The following is a 17,963-nucleotide window of genomic DNA, read 5'->3' as shown; positions in this document are numbered from 1 at the left end:
AGCGGCCCCCGGCAAAACAGCGCAAAATCGCCGCATAGGGGTAGTGGCACGTCACGTTACACATTTTTTTCCAGCCCTAGGGCAAGAATGTTGCGCGGGTGTTTCAAACGGCAACCGCTCCTCGCTGATGTTCGCCTGACGGCTCAAACGCTCCTCGTAGCTTAGCGGTTTGCGCCTGGAACCCACAAAACATCGTCTTTTCCACCGTTGTTTGCCACCCGCGCGGCAACAAAAAACCAATCGCTTAGACGGTTGAGGTAACGGACGGCTGCATCATTTACGGTCTCTTGAGTGGCAAGCTCGGTCGCCAGCCGCTCGGCACGGCGCGCCACCGTCCGGCAGACATGCAGATTGGCGGCGAGTGCTGTGCCACCAGGCAAGATAAAGCTGCGCAGTGGCTCTAGAATGGCGTTCATCACATCAATCTCGGCCTCAAGCCTGTCTACCTGCGCAGGTGCCATGCGCAGCGGCGGATATTCGGCGTCGGCATCTTTTTCCATATCGGGGCGGCAGAGGTCAGCACCCAGATCGAACAGATCATTCTGAATGCGCGACAGGGCTTCGTCTGTCTCGCCCTCTGCAGTCAGGCGGGCCACACCGACAAAGCAGTTCAGCTCGTCCGAGGTGCCATATGCCTCTACGCGCACATCATGTTTGGCCACGCGGGCGCCATTGCCCAGTGCGGTATCGCCCTTGTCGCCTGTGCGCGTGTAGATTTTGTTTAGTACGACCATGGCCTTATTCCTTGATAAAGTAGACGTATGCCACGATCAGCAGCACAGCGATAAATTGCGCAATGATGCGGTAGCGCATCAGCTTATTAGAGTTGGCCTTGTTGAAGGCACCGCCGCCTGCGAACCCACCTAATCCAAGCATCAGGACAATGACGACCGCGATGATCGCGACGATAATCAGAATAAAGAACGGATCAGACACGGGCGGCTCCTTTGCGCTGTTGGTGTGCGATGTAGCGGTGATCGACGGTCCTGCAACCCCTAACGGGACAAGACGCGATCCAGCAGGCGTGTTGGCAGGATGCGGCGTAGGGTTCCGGCCAGATATGTCGGGGTTGTTACATAGTACCGCGCGCGGGGGCGAGGGGCCTCAACTGCGTGGATCAGCTTTTTAACAACAGCTTCGGGTGGCAGCTCAAACTTGTCGGGGCCGTTGTCGTTATACAGGCGCTGTGCCAGCACGGTTTCGTATTCTGACGCGCGGGCAGAATTCTCCCAATCGATCCACCGCTCGAAATGCGGGATTGAATTGGTGCGGATTTTGGACGTGATCGGACCGGGCTCAATCAGGATGGGCAGCACGCCTGTGCCGCGCATTTCAAGGCGCAGCGTGTCCGTCAGACCTTCAAGCGCGAATTTGGTGGCGTTATATGCGCCGCGCCATGGCTGAGCGACCAGCCCCAAGACCGACGAGCATTGCACGATCCGGCCATGCCCTTGGGCGCGCATTACAGGAATGATTGCGCGGGTTAGTGTGTGCCAGCCAAAGAAATTGGTCTCGAAAATCTCGCGCAGGGCTTCTGTGGGCAAATCCTCGACTGCACCCGGGGTGGCGTGGGCGCCATTGTTGAAAACAGCGTCCAGCGTGCCGCCGGTATGCTCCAGCACGTCTGCAAGCGCGCTAATGATGCTATCGGCATCGGCATAGTCGATCCGCGGGCTGTCGAACCCTTCGTCGCGCAGGCGTGCACAATCCAGTTCCGAGCGGCATGCAGCATAGACCTGCCAGCCTCGGTCACGCAATCCGTGGGCCGCTGCATATCCGATGCCGGAAGAGCATCCCGTGATCAGAATTGTACGTTGTGTCATGAAAAAAGGCCTCGCGGGTGAACGAGGCCTCAGATGCGCTGTTTTGCGCGGGTTTGCAATCGCAGGTGTGCGGATCAGCCGGAGGTGAGCAAGAAATCGGCCATCCAGCCGCTTTCGCCGCCGTCAACGGGGCGCATGCGCACCCATCCTTCGCCGTTATCTTCGAGGATCTGCACTTCCTCGCCGCGGGTCAGTCTGCTGACGATGCCGTAGTTGGTGGAGGGACCACCCCGCACGTTCACGCGGTTGCCCGATACAGTGCGAATGTCGCGGTTAACCTCGGTTCCATCGGAAGACGAGGTTGTGGCGATCAGGCTGGGCAGAATGATCTGTGGCGTATCGGCGCTGTCCAGAACGGTCGCGGTGCTGGCAATCGTCTCAGGCTGTGTCGCTTCGGCTGCGGCGTTGGTTACGTTGGTCAGGTTCAAGGCGACGCGGGTCACGCTGGGGGTGCTGTCGATTTTTGTGATGGAAGCGGTGTTGATAACAGCTTCTTCGGCAGGAGTCTCTGCCACGGGCTGCACGGATGCGGTTACTGCTTCTTGTGGCTCGGCGGCCGCCAGACGAGCGCTTGCAGGTTCAAAGTCGGACCCGCCGCTCATTTCATAAAAGGCAAAACCCAAAAAGCCGAATGTAAGTAGTATAAATGTTTTCACGCCGGCAACTCCCGCAAACCAATGAAGCCACCAAACAGGCTTCCCCCGCACCTCTCTAACAAACAAAACGATTCCTTTTTAGGGGGAAAATGAATAATCTAGACACGTCACAGGAATGACACGGTGTCGCATGGTGGATGCGCTTTTCGCGCAGCAGGCGCTTGTCGGCCTGCCGATGCGCAGCTAAACACGCGATATGTCAGACACCAAAAAACCTACTCCACCGCGCCATGAAGAAACATTCGAGCCGCTGCGCGTCGCGTTAGGGGATCGGTATTTGACCTATGCGTTGAGCACGATCATGCACCGCGCGCTGCCCGATGCGCGGGACGGGTTAAAACCTGTACATCGTCGCATTCTCTACGCGATGAGCCGTCTGCGCCTCAACTCGACCGGTGGGTTTCTCAAATCTGCCAAGATCAGTGGCGATACGATGGGGGATTTCCACCCGCACGGCGATGCCGCGATTTATGACGCGATGGCGCGCCTGGCACAGGATTTCAACGTCCGCTATCCGCTGGTGGACGGGCAGGGCAACTTTGGCAACATTGATGGCGATAATCCCGCCGCATCCCGATATACCGAAGCGCGGATGACTGCCGTTGCCGAGGCGATGCTGGAAGGGTTGTCCGAGAACGTCGTGGATTTCCGCGACAACTACGATGGCCGTCTGACAGAACCATCCGTCTTGCCTGCACAATTCCCGAACCTGCTGGCCAATGGCTCCTCCGGTATTGCGGTGGGCATGGCGACGAATATTCCGCCGCACAATATATCCGAGCTGTGTGATGCCTGTATCCACCTGATTAAATCACCAGACGCGCGTGATGATACGCTGCTCAACTACGTGCCGGGGCCGGATTTTCCGACGGGTGGGGTGATTGTGGAGCCGCCCGAGAATATCGCTGCTGCATATCGCACCGGTAAAGGTGGTTTCCGTCTTCGCTGTCGTTGGGAGGTCGAGGACCTTGGCCGAGGGCAATGGCAGATCGTCGTGACTGAGATTCCCTATCAGGTGCAGAAATCCAAGCTGATCGAAAAGATTGCCGAGGCCATCCAGACCAAGAAAATTCCCATTCTTGCAGATGTGCGCGACGAGAGTGCCGAAGACGTGCGCATGGTGCTGGAACCGCGCAGCAAGAACGTCGATCCCGAAGTTCTGATGGGCATGATGTTCCGCGCTTCCGATCTCGAAGTGCGCTTTTCGCTCAACATGAACGTGTTGATTGATGGGGTTACGCCGAAGGTTTGTTCGATGAAGGAAGTGCTGCGCGCCTTTCTTGATCATCGCCGCGAAGTGCTGGAGCGCCGCTCGCGCCACCGTCTGGAAAAGATCGATCATCGCCTTGAAGTGCTAGAAGGCTTTATCGTTGCCTTCCTGAACCTTGACCGCGTGATCGACATCATCCGCTACGATGATGAGCCCAAAGCGGCCTTGATGCGCGAGGACTGGGGCAAAACCCACGTCCGCGCCATGGACGAAAAGGACTATGTCTCGCCCGGCGCTGGTGAGGGCGAGCTTTCGGAGGTGCAGGCCGAAGCGATTCTGAACATGCGCCTGCGCAGCTTGCGCCGCCTCGAAGAGCTGGAATTGTTGCGCGAACAGTCCGAGTTGATGGAAGAACGCGCGGGCCTTGAGGATCTGTTGGAGAACGAAAGCCTGCAGTGGGACAGCATCACCGATCAGCTGCGCGAGACGAAAAAGCAGTTCGGCAAAGCCTACGCAGGCGGCGCGCGCCGTACGACATTCGCCGAAGCGGGTGAGATAGAGGATGTGCCTCTGGAAGCGATGATAGACCGTGAGCCGATCACTGTTGTCTGCTCGGAAATGGGCTGGATTCGCGCGATGACGGGCCACATCGATCTGGCGCGCGAGTTGAAGTTCAAAGATGGCGACAGTTCGCGATTTGTGTTCCATGCCGAGACGACGGACCGTTTGCTGGCCTTTGGCAGTAACGGACGGTTCTACACTGTCTCTGCCGCCAACCTGCCCGGTGGGCGCGGTATGGGAGAACCGCTGCGCCTGATGGTTGATCTGCCCAATGAAGTGCAGATCGTTGACCTGTTTATCCACAAACCAGAAGGCAAGCTGCTGGTCGCGTCCAGCGCGGGCGATGGTTTCATCGTGCCAGAGGCGGATGTTGTCGCGCAGACGCGGTCTGGCAAGCAGGTGCTGAATGTGCGCAGTGAGACCCGTGCGCTGATCTGCAAACCTGTCACAGGCGATAGCGTGGCTGCCGTGGGCGAGAACCGCAAGGTGTTGGTCTTTGGTCTGGACGAACTGCCCGAAATGGGCCGCGGCAAAGGCGTGCGGATGCAAAAGTACAAAGATGGCGGCCTGTCCGATGCCATTACCTTTACCCGCGCGGACGGGCTCAGCTGGCTTGATCCTGCGGGGCGCACCCGCACCGAGACGGCGCTGGAGGAATGGACTGGCAAGCGTGCCAGTGCAGGCCGCATGGCGCCACGTGGCTTCCCGCGTGACAACAAGTTTACCTGAGCCGGCATTGCCGCAGGCCGTTGCGGCCCCGCCGCCCGTCCCGACACACGGGCTGGGTGTCTGGTTTGTCGGCAACCGATCCGCGCTGTTCTGGCTCGCGCTGAAAACGGGCTTTTGGACAGTGCTCAGCCTTGGTTTCTACAGGTTTTGGATGAAGACGCGTCTGCGTCGCTGGTATTGGTCGTCGATCCGGCCTGGGGGGCACCCACTGGAATATGTCGGTGATCCTTGGGAAAAGCTGCTGGGGTTCTTTATCGCGGTGGTGATCCTGACCTTCTACATAGGCATTGTGAACCTGCTGCTTATGTTCGCCAGCTTCTCGTTATTCCAGAGCTCGTTCATCGGATATTTCGGTAGCGTGCTGGGCGTGATCCCGATCTGGTTCTACGCGCAATATCGCGCAAGGCGCTATGTGCTGGGCCGCACGCGCTGGCGGGGGGTGCGGTTCGGCCTTGAGAAAGGCGCGTGGGGCTATGCGTGGCGTGCGCTGGTGCATTGGATCATCACAATCTGTACGGCAGGTCTGCTCTGGCCGCGTATGACGTTTTATCTGGAGAAGTATAAGACGGATCGTACGTTCTTTGGCTCAGCCAAACTGGTGCAAGGGGGGCGTTGGACCATGCTGTACCGCGCTGCAGGGCCATTTGCTTTGGGGGTGGTGCTTGTGTTTTTGTTGGCAGTTTGGCTGGTGTGGCTGCAGCCGTTGATCCCGCAAAGTGATGCGCCGCTGGATGATTTGCTGGGTAGCATGGGGGCTGCGATTGATCTGGGCTATATGCCGTTTGACTGGACAGCGCCCCAACGTCTGTTCTTGTTCATCCCTGTCACGATGCTGCTTATCTATGGCGCGGTGCATTACCGGTTTGTCACCAAACGTATTTTGGCCGATCACAAGCATGCCGAGGGGGTGCAGATGCGCTCTAAGCTCAAAGGGCTGCGCATTTCCATGATCTATGTGCTGGGCACGACGATCGCCTACACCATTTTGGTGTTCGGAATTGTCGGCATTGTTGGTGTGGCCTTTGCGCTGTTGGGGCCTGATGCGATTCTTGAGGCGCAGATCGGCACGGGCGATCCGCTGGGTGATCTGCCGCAATGGCTGTCTGTGGTCATTATCGCGCTGCTTTATTTGTCAGTGTTTTTGTTCTGGGGCGTGCTGCACCATGTCTTCGTGACCTTCCCGCTCATGCGGCACATGGCTATAACGCTCAGCCTGCATAATGTGGTTGGCCTCAGCGATGTCAGCCAGCGTGCCCGCGATGAATTTGCCGAGGCCGAAGGCTTTGCCGAGGCGCTGGATCTGGGGGCCGCGATATGAGCATGCCGCCCGATCTGCCGCCCGTGTCGCTGGAAACAGCAGAGCCGAACCGCCCGAACGGGCGCGTCTATAACGGCCGCCACAGCGCATATTTCGACGGGGATACGCCCCTGCCGCGCAGCGTGACGCTGATGGTGGATACGCAGGCGCGGATGCTGGAAATTGGCCTGCCCGATAGTCCTGCGGTGGGGGTGCGTTGGCCGCTGGATGAAATCAGGCAGCTGGATGACACCGCCGGAAAAGAGGGGGTCATCCTGCGTTGGACAGGTGATCAGTTGGCGCGGTTGCATCTGTCTGATCCGACTGTGCTGCGCACCATGCCAAATCTGCGCCATTCTGCCCCGCCCAAGGGGCGCGGGCGGCTGGCGGCTTGGGCCTTTGGTGCGATGGCGGCGGTTGCTGTGCAGATTGGTGTGCTGGTGCCACTGCTGGCTGACCGTCTTGCGACCTTCGTGCCGCCTGCGGGCGAACGCGCGCTGGGCGAGGCGACTTTTGCGCAAATCCGTCAGGCACTGGCGGGCACTGGTCTGCCGCCATTGCCAACCTGTGACAGCGCCCAAGGGCTGACGGCGCTGGACAACATGCTGGTCTCGTTCGTGGGTGCGGAAAACGCCGACAATTATACCGTGTTCGTGCTGGATCATGAGATGGTGAATGCCTTTGCCCTGCCCGGTGGGTATATCGTGTTTTTCCGCGGCATGATCGACGCAGCCCAGAGCCCTAATGAAATCGCCGCTGTGCTGGCGCACGAAGTAGGCCATGTGGTCAACCGCGATCCGACCCGCCACGCGCTGCGCTCTGCCGGTAGCATCGGTATTCTTGGTCTGTTGTTCGGTGATTTTGCAGGCGGTGCGGCGGTGCTGTTCCTGACCGAGCAATTGATCAGTGCTAACTATGCCCAAAGCGCCGAGGCTGGGGCCGATGTCTACGCCTATAGCGCACTCGAGGAAGCGGGCGTGTCGCCGGCAGCTCTTGGTGATATGTTCGAAAGACTGCGTGATGAGTACGGCGACACGGATGGGATCGTATCGCATTTTGTCAGTCACCCGACCCTGACCAGCCGCATTTACGCTTCCCGCGCGGCGGCGCAGGACGACAAGAGATATGGCGACATCGTAACAGATGCGGAATGGGACGCGTTGAAAACCGTCTGCGACAACGATCCGCTGGCACCTGAAATTCTATTGCCGCCGCCGCTTGACTAGACAGGTTCTGCCGTCATCCAGACTCCGCCATCGGGGCGCAGTGTGATGATCATCTTTGGCTCTGGTGTGCGGCCTTGCACGGCTGAAAACCGGAAGCGCGACAGGAGCGTCGCAAGGATAATGACCGCTTCTTGCAGGGCGAAGGACGCGCCGATGCAGATGCGCGGCCCGTCACCGAAGGGCAGGTAGGCAAAGCGGTCAATCGCCTTACGGTCTTCGAACCGGTCGGGATTGAAGGCATCAGGATCCTCCCACAGATCGCGGTGCCGCCCCAAGGCATAGACAGGTATCATAACCGTATCACCTGGCTTGATCTCTGTGCCGCACAGCGTATCCTCGGTCAGTGCTGTGCGCGACAGTAGCCCTCCGGCTGGATAGAGCCTGAGTGTTTCGTCAATGACGCGGCGGATATAGGGAAGGTTTGCCAGATCGTCTGCCGTGGCCGCGCGCCCTTGCAAAGCGGCTTGCGCCTCGGCGCGGGCGCGGTCCTGTGCATCGGTGTCATACCCCATCAGATACAGTGCCCACGCGAGTGTTTGCGCCGTGGTTTCATGCCCTGCGACGATGAAGGTTAGTAAATTGTCGCGCAACTCGGCCGTAGTCATCGTACGGCCTGACTTGGGGTCTTCGGCAGCCAGCAACAGGTCCAGCAGGTCTGGCACGTCACTGGTCCCGCGTGCATGTCGCCGCTCAATCGCGGCATCGGCAGCCTCTTTGGTTACGTCCAGTTGTTTGAGCGCATGTGCGCGGCCTGGCCGTGGTATCCATGCGGGAAGGCCGAGAATATCCATGACACTGACGCGGCCTGCCTCGCTGATATATCCGTCTATAGCATCGTGAACGGCGGTGCGGTCCATCATATCATCGCCCGAGAATGTCACGTCGGCGATTACATCAAAGGTGGCCGTCACCATTTCCTGCGCGACGTCCACTGCACGCGGTCCAGCGGCGGCGATGCGGTCGCAGGTCCGCTCTGCGGCACTGCTCATTACAGGGGCCAATGCGCTAACGGTACGGTGGGCAAAGGCAGGGGCCGCCGCCCGCCGTTGCCAACGCCAATGGGCACCCTCGGCAATGAACAGAGATGATCCGATAGCGGGGTTAAGCAGCGCTTTGGTGACATTCGACTTTGGATAATTATCCAGTTTTTCGAGTAGGATCTCGCGAATGGCCTGCGGCTCCATTACCATATGCCAGCGGGTGAATGTCTGGCCCGAGTATATTGGCTGCTCCAGCGCTTGTTCGGGAATCGCCAACAGTACGTTATCCCGCAGGTTGCTGAGAGATTTCAAAATACCGGGGTTGTAGTTGATCAGGGGCGCACGGACAGGGGGATCAAGTGGTGGCATTCGGGTGCCTTTCGCTGGGCTTGCCGCTAACCTAGTCTGGCGCTGCGCTTTTGCCAACACGCGCGCGTGCATTGCACCGCCTTCAGCCATGCGGTATCGCAGGGCAAACAGTGAGGAGAGCGGCGTGATGGGTCGGATCAGTTTGTTACGCGTTTTTGGTATGATGCTGCTGGGGCTGAGTGTCGCAGCCTGTAATGGAGCGGCTGATCTCGGCAAGGCCGCCGTGCCGCTGGGCGATTTTAACCTCGGCCATAACATTGTTGTCGCGCCCAAGGTGCAAAAGGTCCCGCTGGGCCGTACGCTTGATACAGAAGTCATGAAAAAGATGCTGCAGGAGGCTGTGGCCGAGCGGTTTGACCGCTATGAGGGCGCGCGTCTCTATCACTTCGGCATCTCGATCGAGAGTTATTTCCTCGCCCCTCCGGGCGTACCTGTAGTGGCCGCACCCAAATCAGCAATGATTATACGCATCACTGTTTGGGACGATGCCAAGAATAAAAAGCTTACCTCCAAAGCGCACCAGATCACCGTATTGGAATCACTCGACCAAGGGCCGCTTGTGGGATCGGGCTATACCAAATCAGCAGAAGAGCAGTTCAAGAATCTAAGCCAGAATGCCGTTAAACAGATCGAGACGTTCTTGGTAAAACAGAACGCCGAAAAGGGCTGGTTTAACGAGGGTGTCGCGACTGCGGTGCCTGATGACAGTGATGGAACAGCAGCCGTAGGCGACTAGGCTGCGCCATGGCTGCACGCTTGTGCATGAAACTGCGCACAGGCTGCAAGAGCCGCTTGATTTTATTCCTCAGACCAAATATGCCGCGCGCCATATGCAATACGGGTCCGCTTTGGGCTCACGGAATTTTGGAAGGGCGCCCACCATGGCAAAGGAAAAGTTTGAACGTAACAAACCGCACGTCAACATTGGCACGATTGGCCACGTTGACCACGGTAAGACGACGCTGACAGCTGCGATCACCAAGTATTTTGGCGATTTCAAAGCGTATGACCAGATTGACGGCGCGCCCGAAGAAAAAGCACGCGGTATCACGATCTCGACAGCGCACGTTGAGTATGAAACCGAAGCGCGCCACTACGCGCACGTTGATTGCCCGGGCCACGCGGACTACGTCAAGAACATGATCACCGGTGCAGCGCAGATGGACGGCGCGATCCTGGTTGTGAACGCAGCAGACGGCCCAATGCCCCAGACGCGTGAGCACATCCTGCTCGGCCGTCAGGTTGGCATCCCGTATATGGTTGTTTACATGAACAAAGTTGATCAGGTCGACGATGACGAGCTGCTCGAACTGGTTGAAATGGAAATCCGTGAGCTGTTGTCCTCGTATGAGTATCCTGGCGACGACATTCCTGTGATCCCCGGCTCCGCTCTGGCAGCCATGGAAGGTCGCGATGAGGCGATCGGCGAAGAATCCATCAAGAAACTGATGGCCGCTGTGGACGAATACATCCCGACGCCAGCGCGCGCCGTGGACCAGCCGTTCCTGATGCCGGTCGAGGACGTATTCTCGATTTCCGGTCGTGGTACAGTTGTGACTGGCCGTGTTGAGCGTGGCGTGATCAACGTGGGCGACAGCATCGAGATCGTGGGTATCCGCGACACGAAAACAACGACCTGCACAGGCGTTGAAATGTTCCGCAAGCTGCTGGACCGTGGTGAGGCAGGCGATAACATCGGCGCATTGCTGCGCGGTATCGACCGTGAGGGTGTTGAGCGTGGCCAGGTGCTTTGCGCGCCCAAGTCCGTGAACCCGCACACCAAGTTCGAGGCCGAGGCGTATATCCTGACCAAGGAAGAGGGTGGCCGTCACACGCCATTCTTCGCGAACTACCGTCCACAGTTCTACTTCCGCACCACGGACGTCACCGGTACTGTTCAGCTGCCCGAGGGCACGGAAATGGTTATGCCGGGTGACAACCTGAAGTTCGACGTTGAGCTGATCGCACCGATCGCGATGGAGCAGGGCCTGCGCTTCGCGATCCGCGAAGGTGGCCGCACCGTCGGCGCGGGCGTTGTGTCGAAAATCACCGAGTAACTTCGCTTCGCGCAGGTCTCTGTGCGACAGCAAAGCAAAGGCCTCTCCGAAAGGAGGGGCCTTTGTTTCGTTTGGAGGGGGCAGCATTTGTTTGCAAATTTTGCCAAACGGGCGGATCATCCAGTAAATCGCAGGAGCCGATATGCCTGATACCCGTGAGAGTTTCGCCAACCCCACGACCTTGCACCCGATCCGTTTGCCAGATGGGTGCGCCCATGAAGGAACTGTCTTTTTGCGTTCAGCTTTGTCCCACCCTCGCATAACGGTGGGCGAATACAGCTATGCCAGCGCGCACACCCCACCCGATGACTGGGCCGCACATCTGGCCCCCTATCTATATGAATTCAGTCCAGAGCAGCTGATCATAGGAAAGTTCTGCCAGATCGCGGATGGGGTGCAGTTTATCACAGCATCCGCCAATCACCGCTATGATGGTATCTCCAGCTTTCCCTTCGCCGTATTTGGCGGAGGGCCGATGGCCAACCGTCCGTCGATGCCAGCAGCGGGTGCGGATACGCGTATTGGGCATGATGTCTGGATCGGTCAAGGAGCGCGGATTTTGCCCGGAGCCGAGATTGGCAATGGCGTTATCGTTGGTGCGGGGGCTGTTGTTCAGGGCTGCGTCGACGCCTATAGCATCGTAGCCGGTAATCCTGCCCGCGTTGTGCGCCACCGATTTTCACAAGAAGAAATCGACACTTTGCAGCGTTTGCAATGGTGGGATTGGCCTATCGACATGATCCTTGAAAACGAAGGTTTGATTTGCGGCGGAGATGTTCAGGCCCTCGCACGAAGAGCGACGTAGGGAAACCTTTGGGGCGTTTTGGGCGGGCATAGTGAAGTTCGCCCAAAAAATATGCAGTCCCTGCTGCATCGCAGAATTACGTGAGATTCGCGCAAAAGGTGTAGCAAATTCAACGCAAGCGGCAGTGGCTGCATTCGCAGCAATTTTCTATTGTATACGATGGTCTACCGATAACCCATTAATAATGCTTGATTTTTCCGAGGTCTGGACGACATTTAGTGCAACGAGGAGGCACTATTATGGATCAGATCAACCTTTCTGCATGGATTAACCGAAGTGAAGTCAGCACCGGTGAAGTTTCGGCGATGGGCGCGCAATCGGCACATGCGGTGTTGGGCAATCCTGATGTGGCGACACCGCGGAAGGGGGATGCACTTCCTGCTCTTTGGCACTGGTTCGGTTTCCCGCCAACGGCGTCAATGGCGCATCTCGGCCCTGACGGGCATCCGAGGCTCGGTGGTTTTATGCCGCCCGTTCGTTTGAACCGCCGCATGTGGGCAGGGGGCGCACTGGAGTTCATTTCACCCCTGCATGTCGGGGAGCGCCTGAGCCGTGAAACCCGTATTGCAAACGTGACCGAGAAATCGGGTGCAGCGGGCGACATGGTATTTGTCACATTGGAGCATGACATCAGCGGCGAGAATGGTCTGGCAGTGCGCGAGCAGCAGGATATTGTCTACTTGCAGATCCCCGACAGCTTCCGTGCGCCGCGCGCGATCACGCCCCCGACAGATAGCATTCGTGAGCCAGTAGAGATCACGACACCGCTGCTCTTCCGCTATTCCGCGATAACCTTCAACGCGCACCGCATCCATTATGATCTGCCCTACACCCAAGAGGTAGAGCATTACCCGGATCTGGTCGTGCATGGCCCGCTGCAGGCAAACTTGCTGATGGATATGGCAACACGCCATCGTGGGCGTGCGCCGAGCATGTTTTCATTCCGTGGTGTGCATCCTGTCTTTGCGTCCGACTCGGTGGAGATTTCGGCAAGCAAAACATCCGATGTGGAATGGTCGCTGTGTACGGTTGCACAGGGCAGCCATCAGGGCATGCAAGCCAGCGCAATATGGGAGATATGATATGAGCACGATTTTACAGGGTATGCGTGTCGTCGAAGGCTCGGCTTTTGTTGCGGTGCCGCTTGCGGGTATGACACTGGCACAGATGGGTGCGGATGTGATCCGTTTTGACCGCGTTGAAGGGGGGCTGGACGCAGGCCGCCTGCCACTGGCACCATCGGGGCAGAGTCTGTTTTGGGCGGGCCTGAACAAGGGCAAACGCTCGGTTGCGGTGGACATGAAATCTGAAGAGGGGCGAGAGCTGGTCACACGGATCGTCACTGCGCCAGGTGAGGACGCGGGAATGTTTCTGACGAACCTGCGCGTGCGCGGTTGGATGGATTACGACACCCTGCGCCAGCACCGAAAGGATTTGATCACAGTTACCCTTCTGGGGGATCGTCACGGCCGCCCGCAGGTCGATTATACAGTGAACCCAGCGTTGGGGGTGCCTGACATTACCGGCCCTGAAGGCCATGAAGGGCCTGTCGCAAATGCGGTTCCGGCATGGGATTTGCTGGCGGGTAATCTGTGTGTCAGTGCCTTGCTCGCGGCAGAGCGTCACCGCCTGCGCCGTGGCACTGGTCAAGAGGTTGAGCTGTCACTTAAAGACGTCGCCGCCGCTGCCATGGGTCACTTGGGTCTGATCGGGGATGCTGTTGTGAACGAGACAGCGCGCACCAAGTCGGGTAACGCGCTTTATGGTGCCTACGGGCAGGACTTTGTCTGCGCCGATGGTGCGCGCATTATGGTCATCGGGCTGACAGGTCGGCAGTGGTCGGGTCTGGTGAAGGCGACAGAATCCACCAACGCTTTGGGTGTTCTCGAGCAGCACAGTGGTCTGAGCCTGCGCGATGAAGGCAACCGCTGGACCTTGCGCCATGAGATTACTGAGATTCTCAAGCCATGGTTTGCTGCCCGCGCGCTTAGCGAGATTGGTCCGATGTTTGACGCGATGAAGCTGACATGGGCGCCGTTTCGCACGATCAAACAAGCTGTCGCGGAAGACCCCGATTTGAGCACGGCAAACCCGATGTTCAAAATGCTGGACCAGCCGGGCCTTGGCCGCTTTCCGGTGCCTGGTGCGCCGGTCACGTTTTCATCGGGACCACGTAAGGATCCGCAGGTTGCCCCAGTATTGGGGCAGCATACCGAAGAGGTCTTGGGTGACGTCGTGGGTATGACCGATGGCGAGATCGGCAAACTGTTCGACAAAGGTGTTGTGCAAAGCCCGTCATTCGCCCGCCCGCGCACTGCGGCCTGAACGCTGGCGAATTGAATTGAGGGAGCCTGTGCCATGCGCAGGCTCCCTTCTCATGAGAGGTCGATAGGCGCGGCGCAATGGCCTGTTGCAAAAACCTAGTGCAATTTGACCGATCTAGGCGCGATCCCTCTTGATCCTGACTGCAATCCAGAATAGGCCATGCCTCGGCATAGGGGTTTAGCTCAGTTGGTAGAGCATCGGTCTCCAAAACCGAGGGTCGTGGGTTCGAGTCCCTCAGCCCCTGCCAACTTTCCCCACAGGTCACAGATTTTTCGCGTCACCGCTCTGGATTGTTGCTGTTTTTTCAACAGCCGGATCTGGCGTGATTGATTGATCCCATACCGCGGCTAATGACAAATTTGCGCCACAAATCCTCCATTGAAAAGATGCAAATCTGGAGGATGGGTAAAGCCTGATATCCCAGCGCAACGGTATGGACAGATGACACAAGCCCAAAAGATTCCCACGCATGACAGCACAGAAGCAGAGCTGGACGCAGATTCTCTGAGTGCGATCCGGTCGATCCTTACCGAGGACACGCCAGTGGTACCTGCACCCAAAGCAGACCAAGCTGCACCTGCCTCAAGCAAGCTGCCGCGTGCGGTTGCAGGATTGCGCCGCAAAGCTGATGTGTTGCCCCCGTTGGAAGACCCGATTGCCGATCCCGAGGCCGAAGCCTATGCCGCACAGGTGCTTGCGCCCAAACGGGTCAAGCGTGGCTTCTCGCTCAGGCGTAAGCCCAAAGCGCCAAAAGCCGAAGCGCCAGCAGCTGCACAACCTCTTGCCGCCAAGCAAAAGGCGCCATCGGGCGAGGCACAAGGGGCGGGTGGTTTCATCGCGAATCTGACAGACAGGCTGCGCGGCTATCGCCCGACGCCTGCGCACATCGCTCTTGGTGCTTTCGCCTTGCTGGTTCTGATGCGCCCTTGGCTGGTTCTGGGGCTGACGTTCATCTTCTTATTCATCATGGTCGGGGTATTTTTAATCTTGGGATATGACGGTTTTTGGCAGGGCATGATGAAGGTCGGTCGCTGGTACGCAAATCGTCGCCCTGCGCGGGCGGCCGTACTGCATGCGCGTCTGGATGCTTTTGCCATGCGTTGGGATGCGGTGTTGGATCGGTTCCCCGAAGGTACGGTAGACGCGTTCTATTTGCCCGACTTTGGTGATCTGGCCACTGCCGAGCGTCGCCATGATGACGCGCTGGAGCGGCGTTTGGCAGGGATGCATGAAAAAGGGGCGTGACAGCGCCGCAATTGCAGCCTTGAAACACCGCCCCGCAGCCGTTAGATGCATCTAACACGACAATTCAGGATGTGATCCATGGCCACCACCAATCCGCTTCAGTTTATCCAGCAGGTCCGCGCCGAAGTGGCCAAAGTTGTTTGGCCCACACGTCGTGAGGTGATGTTGACCACGGTTATGGTGTTCATCCTCGCGGCGCTGACAGCTGTGTTCTTTGCGCTGGTCGATATCCTGATCCGTGGCGGATTGCAGTATGTCCTGAACATGTTTGGCTAAGGCCAAACTGCACGACCACAGGCGCAAAAACACGACAGACCCTTGAATCCCAATGGCACGTGGGCTAACCCGCAATCCTGCCCTGTAACGCGGTGCTGCGCGATTCGAGTTGCGTGTGTTGTGCTGTGGGGGTGAGGGGGCGACTAGCCCTGCAAGAGTATAAAATTCGCACGCGCAAGCAGCGCATAGGACAAGGACGACAGATCAAATGGCAAAACGGTGGTATTCGGTCAGCGTCCTTTCCAACTTCGAGAAAAAGATCGCCGAGCAGATCCGCACCACAGTGGCGGAACAAGAGCTTGAGGACCAGATCGACGAGGTGCTGGTGCCAACCGAAGAAGTGATTGAAGTTCGTCGCGGCAAAAAGGTCACGACAGAGCGCCGCTTTATGCCTGGTTATGTGCTGGTGCACATGGAGATGTCCGACAAAGGCTATCACCTGATCAACTCCATCAACCGTGTCACAGGGTTTTTGGGGCCACAGGGCCGCCCGATGCCAATGCGCGATGCCGAAGTCACGGCGATCCTTGGCCGTGTGCAGGAGGGCGAAGAAACCCCCCGTACGCTTATCCACTTCGAGATCGGCGAGCGCGTCAAAGTGGCCGACGGCCCTTTCGAGGATTTCGACGGCATGGTCGAGCAGGTGGACGAAGACAACCAGAAGCTCAAGGTTATGGTGTCAATTTTTGGTCGCGAAACACCCGTCGAGCTGGACTTCACACAGGTCAATAAACAGGTCTAGGCACTGCGCCTCTTTACGTGTAGCTTGCTTGGTGGCCTGAACGTGCAGGCCGAGAACACAGTAATAAAAACGCCGCTCCGTTGGGGGCGGCGTTTGTCATTCCAGTGATGCGATTTTTTTGCAGCGGCTATCTAAAGATCAGCAAATACCGCAGGGATGCCAGATCAGCGCGGTAGGATGCGATGGCCTGTTGAGCAGGTATGCCTAAAGGCGTTGCAGCCTCTGCCCATATGGCAAGTTTCGTTTGGGTGCTCTCTTCTATCTCACGCAGCAAAGGGCCATCGGGATAGTTCACGAGCAATCCGGTGTCTTTCATGATCTGACGGTGGCTGTTGTCAAAATCGTCCCACGCGGCCGACTTTTTTGACAGGTTGAGGCCTGACAGGGTGTTGATTGTTTCCTGATCGGCGGCGCCAATGCGCGCCCATGCTTCATTCGATACTATAACGGTGAAGGTCGGCGTATAGATACCGTTCTCCACCTCAGTGACACCACGTGTCGGGTTCCAGATGCCGCCCCCGCGCGCCGCGCCATGGGCCATCATAAACGTCAATGGCCCGTCACTTGCTTCGTCGTGGGTGCCATAGATTGCCGCGTTCTGTTGCTGCACACGTTTTGGCCCGATTGTGTCGAGACCCTCAAAATACGGGACCGGATAGTTGTTTCTGTTCAGAATGTTTTCGCCTGCAACCACGGGGTCATCTATGCTGTGCCAGATGTGTGCCGTTGGCGCGGCGATAAAGCCCAGCACATGTGCATCGTCAAAATAACCCGTCTCGGCGAGGTAACGATCATGCAGGTTCCAGAGTGAAACCGCGGTCTGCTCGGCAGAGCCGCCCATCAGCGGTATCATGGGCAGGGCGAGCAAAGGGTGCGATTTAGCCAGATAACTGTTGAGAACGTAGGTGGCATCGATCTGACCTGTTTTAACCAGCTCCAGCTGATCTATCGCAGATCTGTTCATCTCCTCGGGCGCTACAAATTTGACGCGCCCCTCTGTTGCCATCTCGATCTGTTCCAGAAAGGGATCGATGATCGCCGAGTTGATTACAAACCGCGGGTCGGAGACTTTGTTGAACGTCAGAACCACGGGCCCTTGCGTGTCTGTTTCAGGTGTGGTGCCTTGCGTTGTGTCTGGCACGACCTTGGCCTGCGCGGCAGTGTCACGACAAGGGACCATTAATTTCTGGCCGACAAACAGCAGGTTCGGATTGGCTGCCAAAGCGTCTTTGTTCGCCTCGACCAGTACCCCGAAGGCGCTGATGCCGTAAGCCCGGATGCTGATTTTGCTGAGGGTATCCCCGCGCGCGACGGTATAGTCTTTGCCGCATGTGATGGTGTCGCCTTGCGCAGAGCCTGCAAAAGGCGCGATGGCAATAGATAGGCCTGCTATAAGGCCGCGAATGTGAAACATCGTCTATCCGATTTCTGGTTCTAAATAATACTAATGAAGCAGAGGTGCGCCCTGATCGGCAATGATTCTTGTATCAATTCACATCCAGAGCGGGGCGTTTCGGCAGCGCCTGCGGATAGGTGTCATGGTAAGCTTGCATATTTGAGCAGATCGGTTTATGTGCGCAGCTGTTGCATTAGCGACATTTTTCGTGGGAGGCGGCGCGCACGCGTGCGGGCACCGGACCACGTAGCAACCTGACCTCGGGA

17 protein-coding genes and 1 tRNA gene are annotated in these 17,963 nt (G+C 57.9%); 12 read left to right on the top strand and 6 right to left on the bottom strand.

Annotated elements, in window-relative coordinates; translation table 11 throughout:
* Window positions 1-161 precede the first annotated feature (161 nt).
* The 4 genes from Q0903_RS03735 to Q0903_RS03720 form a co-directional block, all read right to left on the bottom strand.
* A complete protein-coding gene (locus Q0903_RS03735; RefSeq protein WP_299025263.1) occupies window positions 162-734 on the bottom strand; it encodes a cob(I)yrinic acid a,c-diamide adenosyltransferase in 573 nt (190 codons plus the stop codon).
* Between the two features lie 4 nt (window positions 735-738).
* Window positions 739-936, bottom strand: a complete 198-nt coding sequence (locus Q0903_RS03730) for a twin transmembrane helix small protein (protein WP_299025261.1) — start codon at window positions 934-936, stop codon at window positions 739-741.
* Window positions 937-995: 59 nt separating this feature from the next.
* The gene (locus Q0903_RS03725) at window positions 996-1,823 is read right to left on the bottom strand and encodes an SDR family NAD(P)-dependent oxidoreductase (protein ID WP_299412959.1); all 828 of its coding nucleotides are present in this window, start codon (window positions 1,821-1,823) and stop codon (window positions 996-998) included.
* 74 nt (window positions 1,824-1,897) lie between these two features.
* Window positions 1,898-2,479, bottom strand: coding sequence for an SH3 domain-containing protein (locus Q0903_RS03720; RefSeq protein WP_299412956.1), 582 nt, complete (start codon window positions 2,477-2,479; stop codon window positions 1,898-1,900).
* Window positions 2,480-2,675: 196 nt separating this feature from the next.
* On the opposite strand from Q0903_RS03720, the gene parC reads away from it, so the two are divergent.
* Genes parC through Q0903_RS03705 form a run of 3 tightly spaced genes read left to right on the top strand, consistent with a single transcriptional unit; the run spans window position 2,676 to window position 7,502 of the window.
* Window positions 2,676-4,979: a DNA topoisomerase IV subunit A gene (gene parC / locus Q0903_RS03715; protein ID WP_299412953.1), complete on the top strand. Its 2,304-nt coding sequence runs from the start codon at window positions 2,676-2,678 to the stop codon at window positions 4,977-4,979.
* A complete protein-coding gene (locus Q0903_RS03710) occupies window positions 4,960-6,297 on the top strand; it encodes a DUF898 family protein (RefSeq protein WP_299412950.1) in 1,338 nt (445 codons plus the stop codon). The genes parC and Q0903_RS03710 overlap by 20 nt, the downstream gene beginning before the upstream one ends.
* Window positions 6,294-7,502 (top strand): M48 family metallopeptidase, encoded by a 1,209-nt coding sequence (locus Q0903_RS03705; protein WP_299412947.1) that lies wholly within the window; start codon window positions 6,294-6,296, stop codon window positions 7,500-7,502. The genes Q0903_RS03710 and Q0903_RS03705 overlap by 4 nt, the downstream gene beginning before the upstream one ends.
* Here the strand turns inward: Q0903_RS03705 and Q0903_RS03700 are convergent.
* Window positions 7,499-8,851 (bottom strand): cytochrome P450, encoded by a 1,353-nt coding sequence (locus Q0903_RS03700; protein ID WP_299412945.1) that lies wholly within the window; start codon window positions 8,849-8,851, stop codon window positions 7,499-7,501. The two genes, Q0903_RS03705 and Q0903_RS03700, sit on opposite strands and share 4 nt — an antisense overlap.
* Window positions 8,852-8,978: 127 nt before the next feature.
* Between Q0903_RS03700 and Q0903_RS03695 the strand changes: the two genes are divergently transcribed.
* The 9 genes from Q0903_RS03695 (at window position 8,979) to nusG (ending at window position 16,301) form a co-directional block, all read left to right on the top strand.
* Window positions 8,979-9,587: a hypothetical protein gene (locus Q0903_RS03695; protein ID WP_299412942.1), complete on the top strand. Its 609-nt coding sequence runs from the start codon at window positions 8,979-8,981 to the stop codon at window positions 9,585-9,587.
* Window positions 9,588-9,732: 145 nt separating this feature from the next.
* Window positions 9,733-10,908 carry an elongation factor Tu gene (tuf, locus tag Q0903_RS03690; protein WP_299025203.1) on the top strand — a complete coding sequence of 392 codons (1,176 nt, stop codon included), beginning with the start codon at window positions 9,733-9,735 and terminating at the stop codon, window positions 10,906-10,908.
* A 142-nt stretch (window positions 10,909-11,050) separates the two neighbouring features.
* Complete coding sequence (locus tag Q0903_RS03685) at window positions 11,051-11,713, top strand: CatB-related O-acetyltransferase (protein WP_299412941.1); 663 nt, start codon at window positions 11,051-11,053, stop codon at window positions 11,711-11,713.
* A 239-nt stretch (window positions 11,714-11,952) separates the two neighbouring features.
* Window positions 11,953-12,795, top strand: a complete 843-nt coding sequence (locus Q0903_RS03680) for a MaoC family dehydratase N-terminal domain-containing protein (RefSeq protein ID WP_299412938.1) — start codon at window positions 11,953-11,955, stop codon at window positions 12,793-12,795.
* A 1-nt stretch (window position 12,796) separates the two neighbouring features.
* Window positions 12,797-14,038 (top strand): CoA transferase, encoded by a 1,242-nt coding sequence (locus tag Q0903_RS03675; protein ID WP_299025241.1) that lies wholly within the window; start codon window positions 12,797-12,799, stop codon window positions 14,036-14,038.
* Between the two features lie 171 nt (window positions 14,039-14,209).
* A tRNA-Trp gene (locus Q0903_RS03670) sits at window positions 14,210-14,285 on the top strand.
* Between the two features lie 194 nt (window positions 14,286-14,479).
* Window positions 14,480-15,283, top strand: coding sequence for a hypothetical protein (locus Q0903_RS03665; protein ID WP_299412935.1), 804 nt, complete (start codon window positions 14,480-14,482; stop codon window positions 15,281-15,283).
* A gap of 78 nt (window positions 15,284-15,361) precedes the next feature.
* Window positions 15,362-15,559: a preprotein translocase subunit SecE gene (gene secE, locus Q0903_RS03660; protein ID WP_299025237.1), complete on the top strand. Its 198-nt coding sequence runs from the start codon at window positions 15,362-15,364 to the stop codon at window positions 15,557-15,559.
* 208 nt (window positions 15,560-15,767) lie between these two features.
* On the top strand, window positions 15,768-16,301 hold the full coding sequence (gene nusG / locus Q0903_RS03655) for a transcription termination/antitermination protein NusG (RefSeq protein WP_299025235.1): 534 nt from the start codon (window positions 15,768-15,770) through the stop codon (window positions 16,299-16,301).
* 127 nt (window positions 16,302-16,428) lie between these two features.
* On the opposite strand, the gene Q0903_RS03650 is transcribed toward nusG, so the two are convergent.
* A complete protein-coding gene (locus tag Q0903_RS03650; protein ID WP_299412931.1) occupies window positions 16,429-17,715 on the bottom strand; it encodes a LysM peptidoglycan-binding domain-containing protein in 1,287 nt (428 codons plus the stop codon).
* Between the last annotated feature and the right edge of the window lie 248 nt (window positions 17,716-17,963).

This window comes from uncultured Sulfitobacter sp. (assembly GCF_947502895.1).
GTDB lineage: Bacteria > Pseudomonadota > Alphaproteobacteria > Rhodobacterales > Rhodobacteraceae > Sulfitobacter.
Note: the sequence above shows the minus strand (reverse complement) of the source record. Positions and strands in the feature narration are given on the sequence as shown.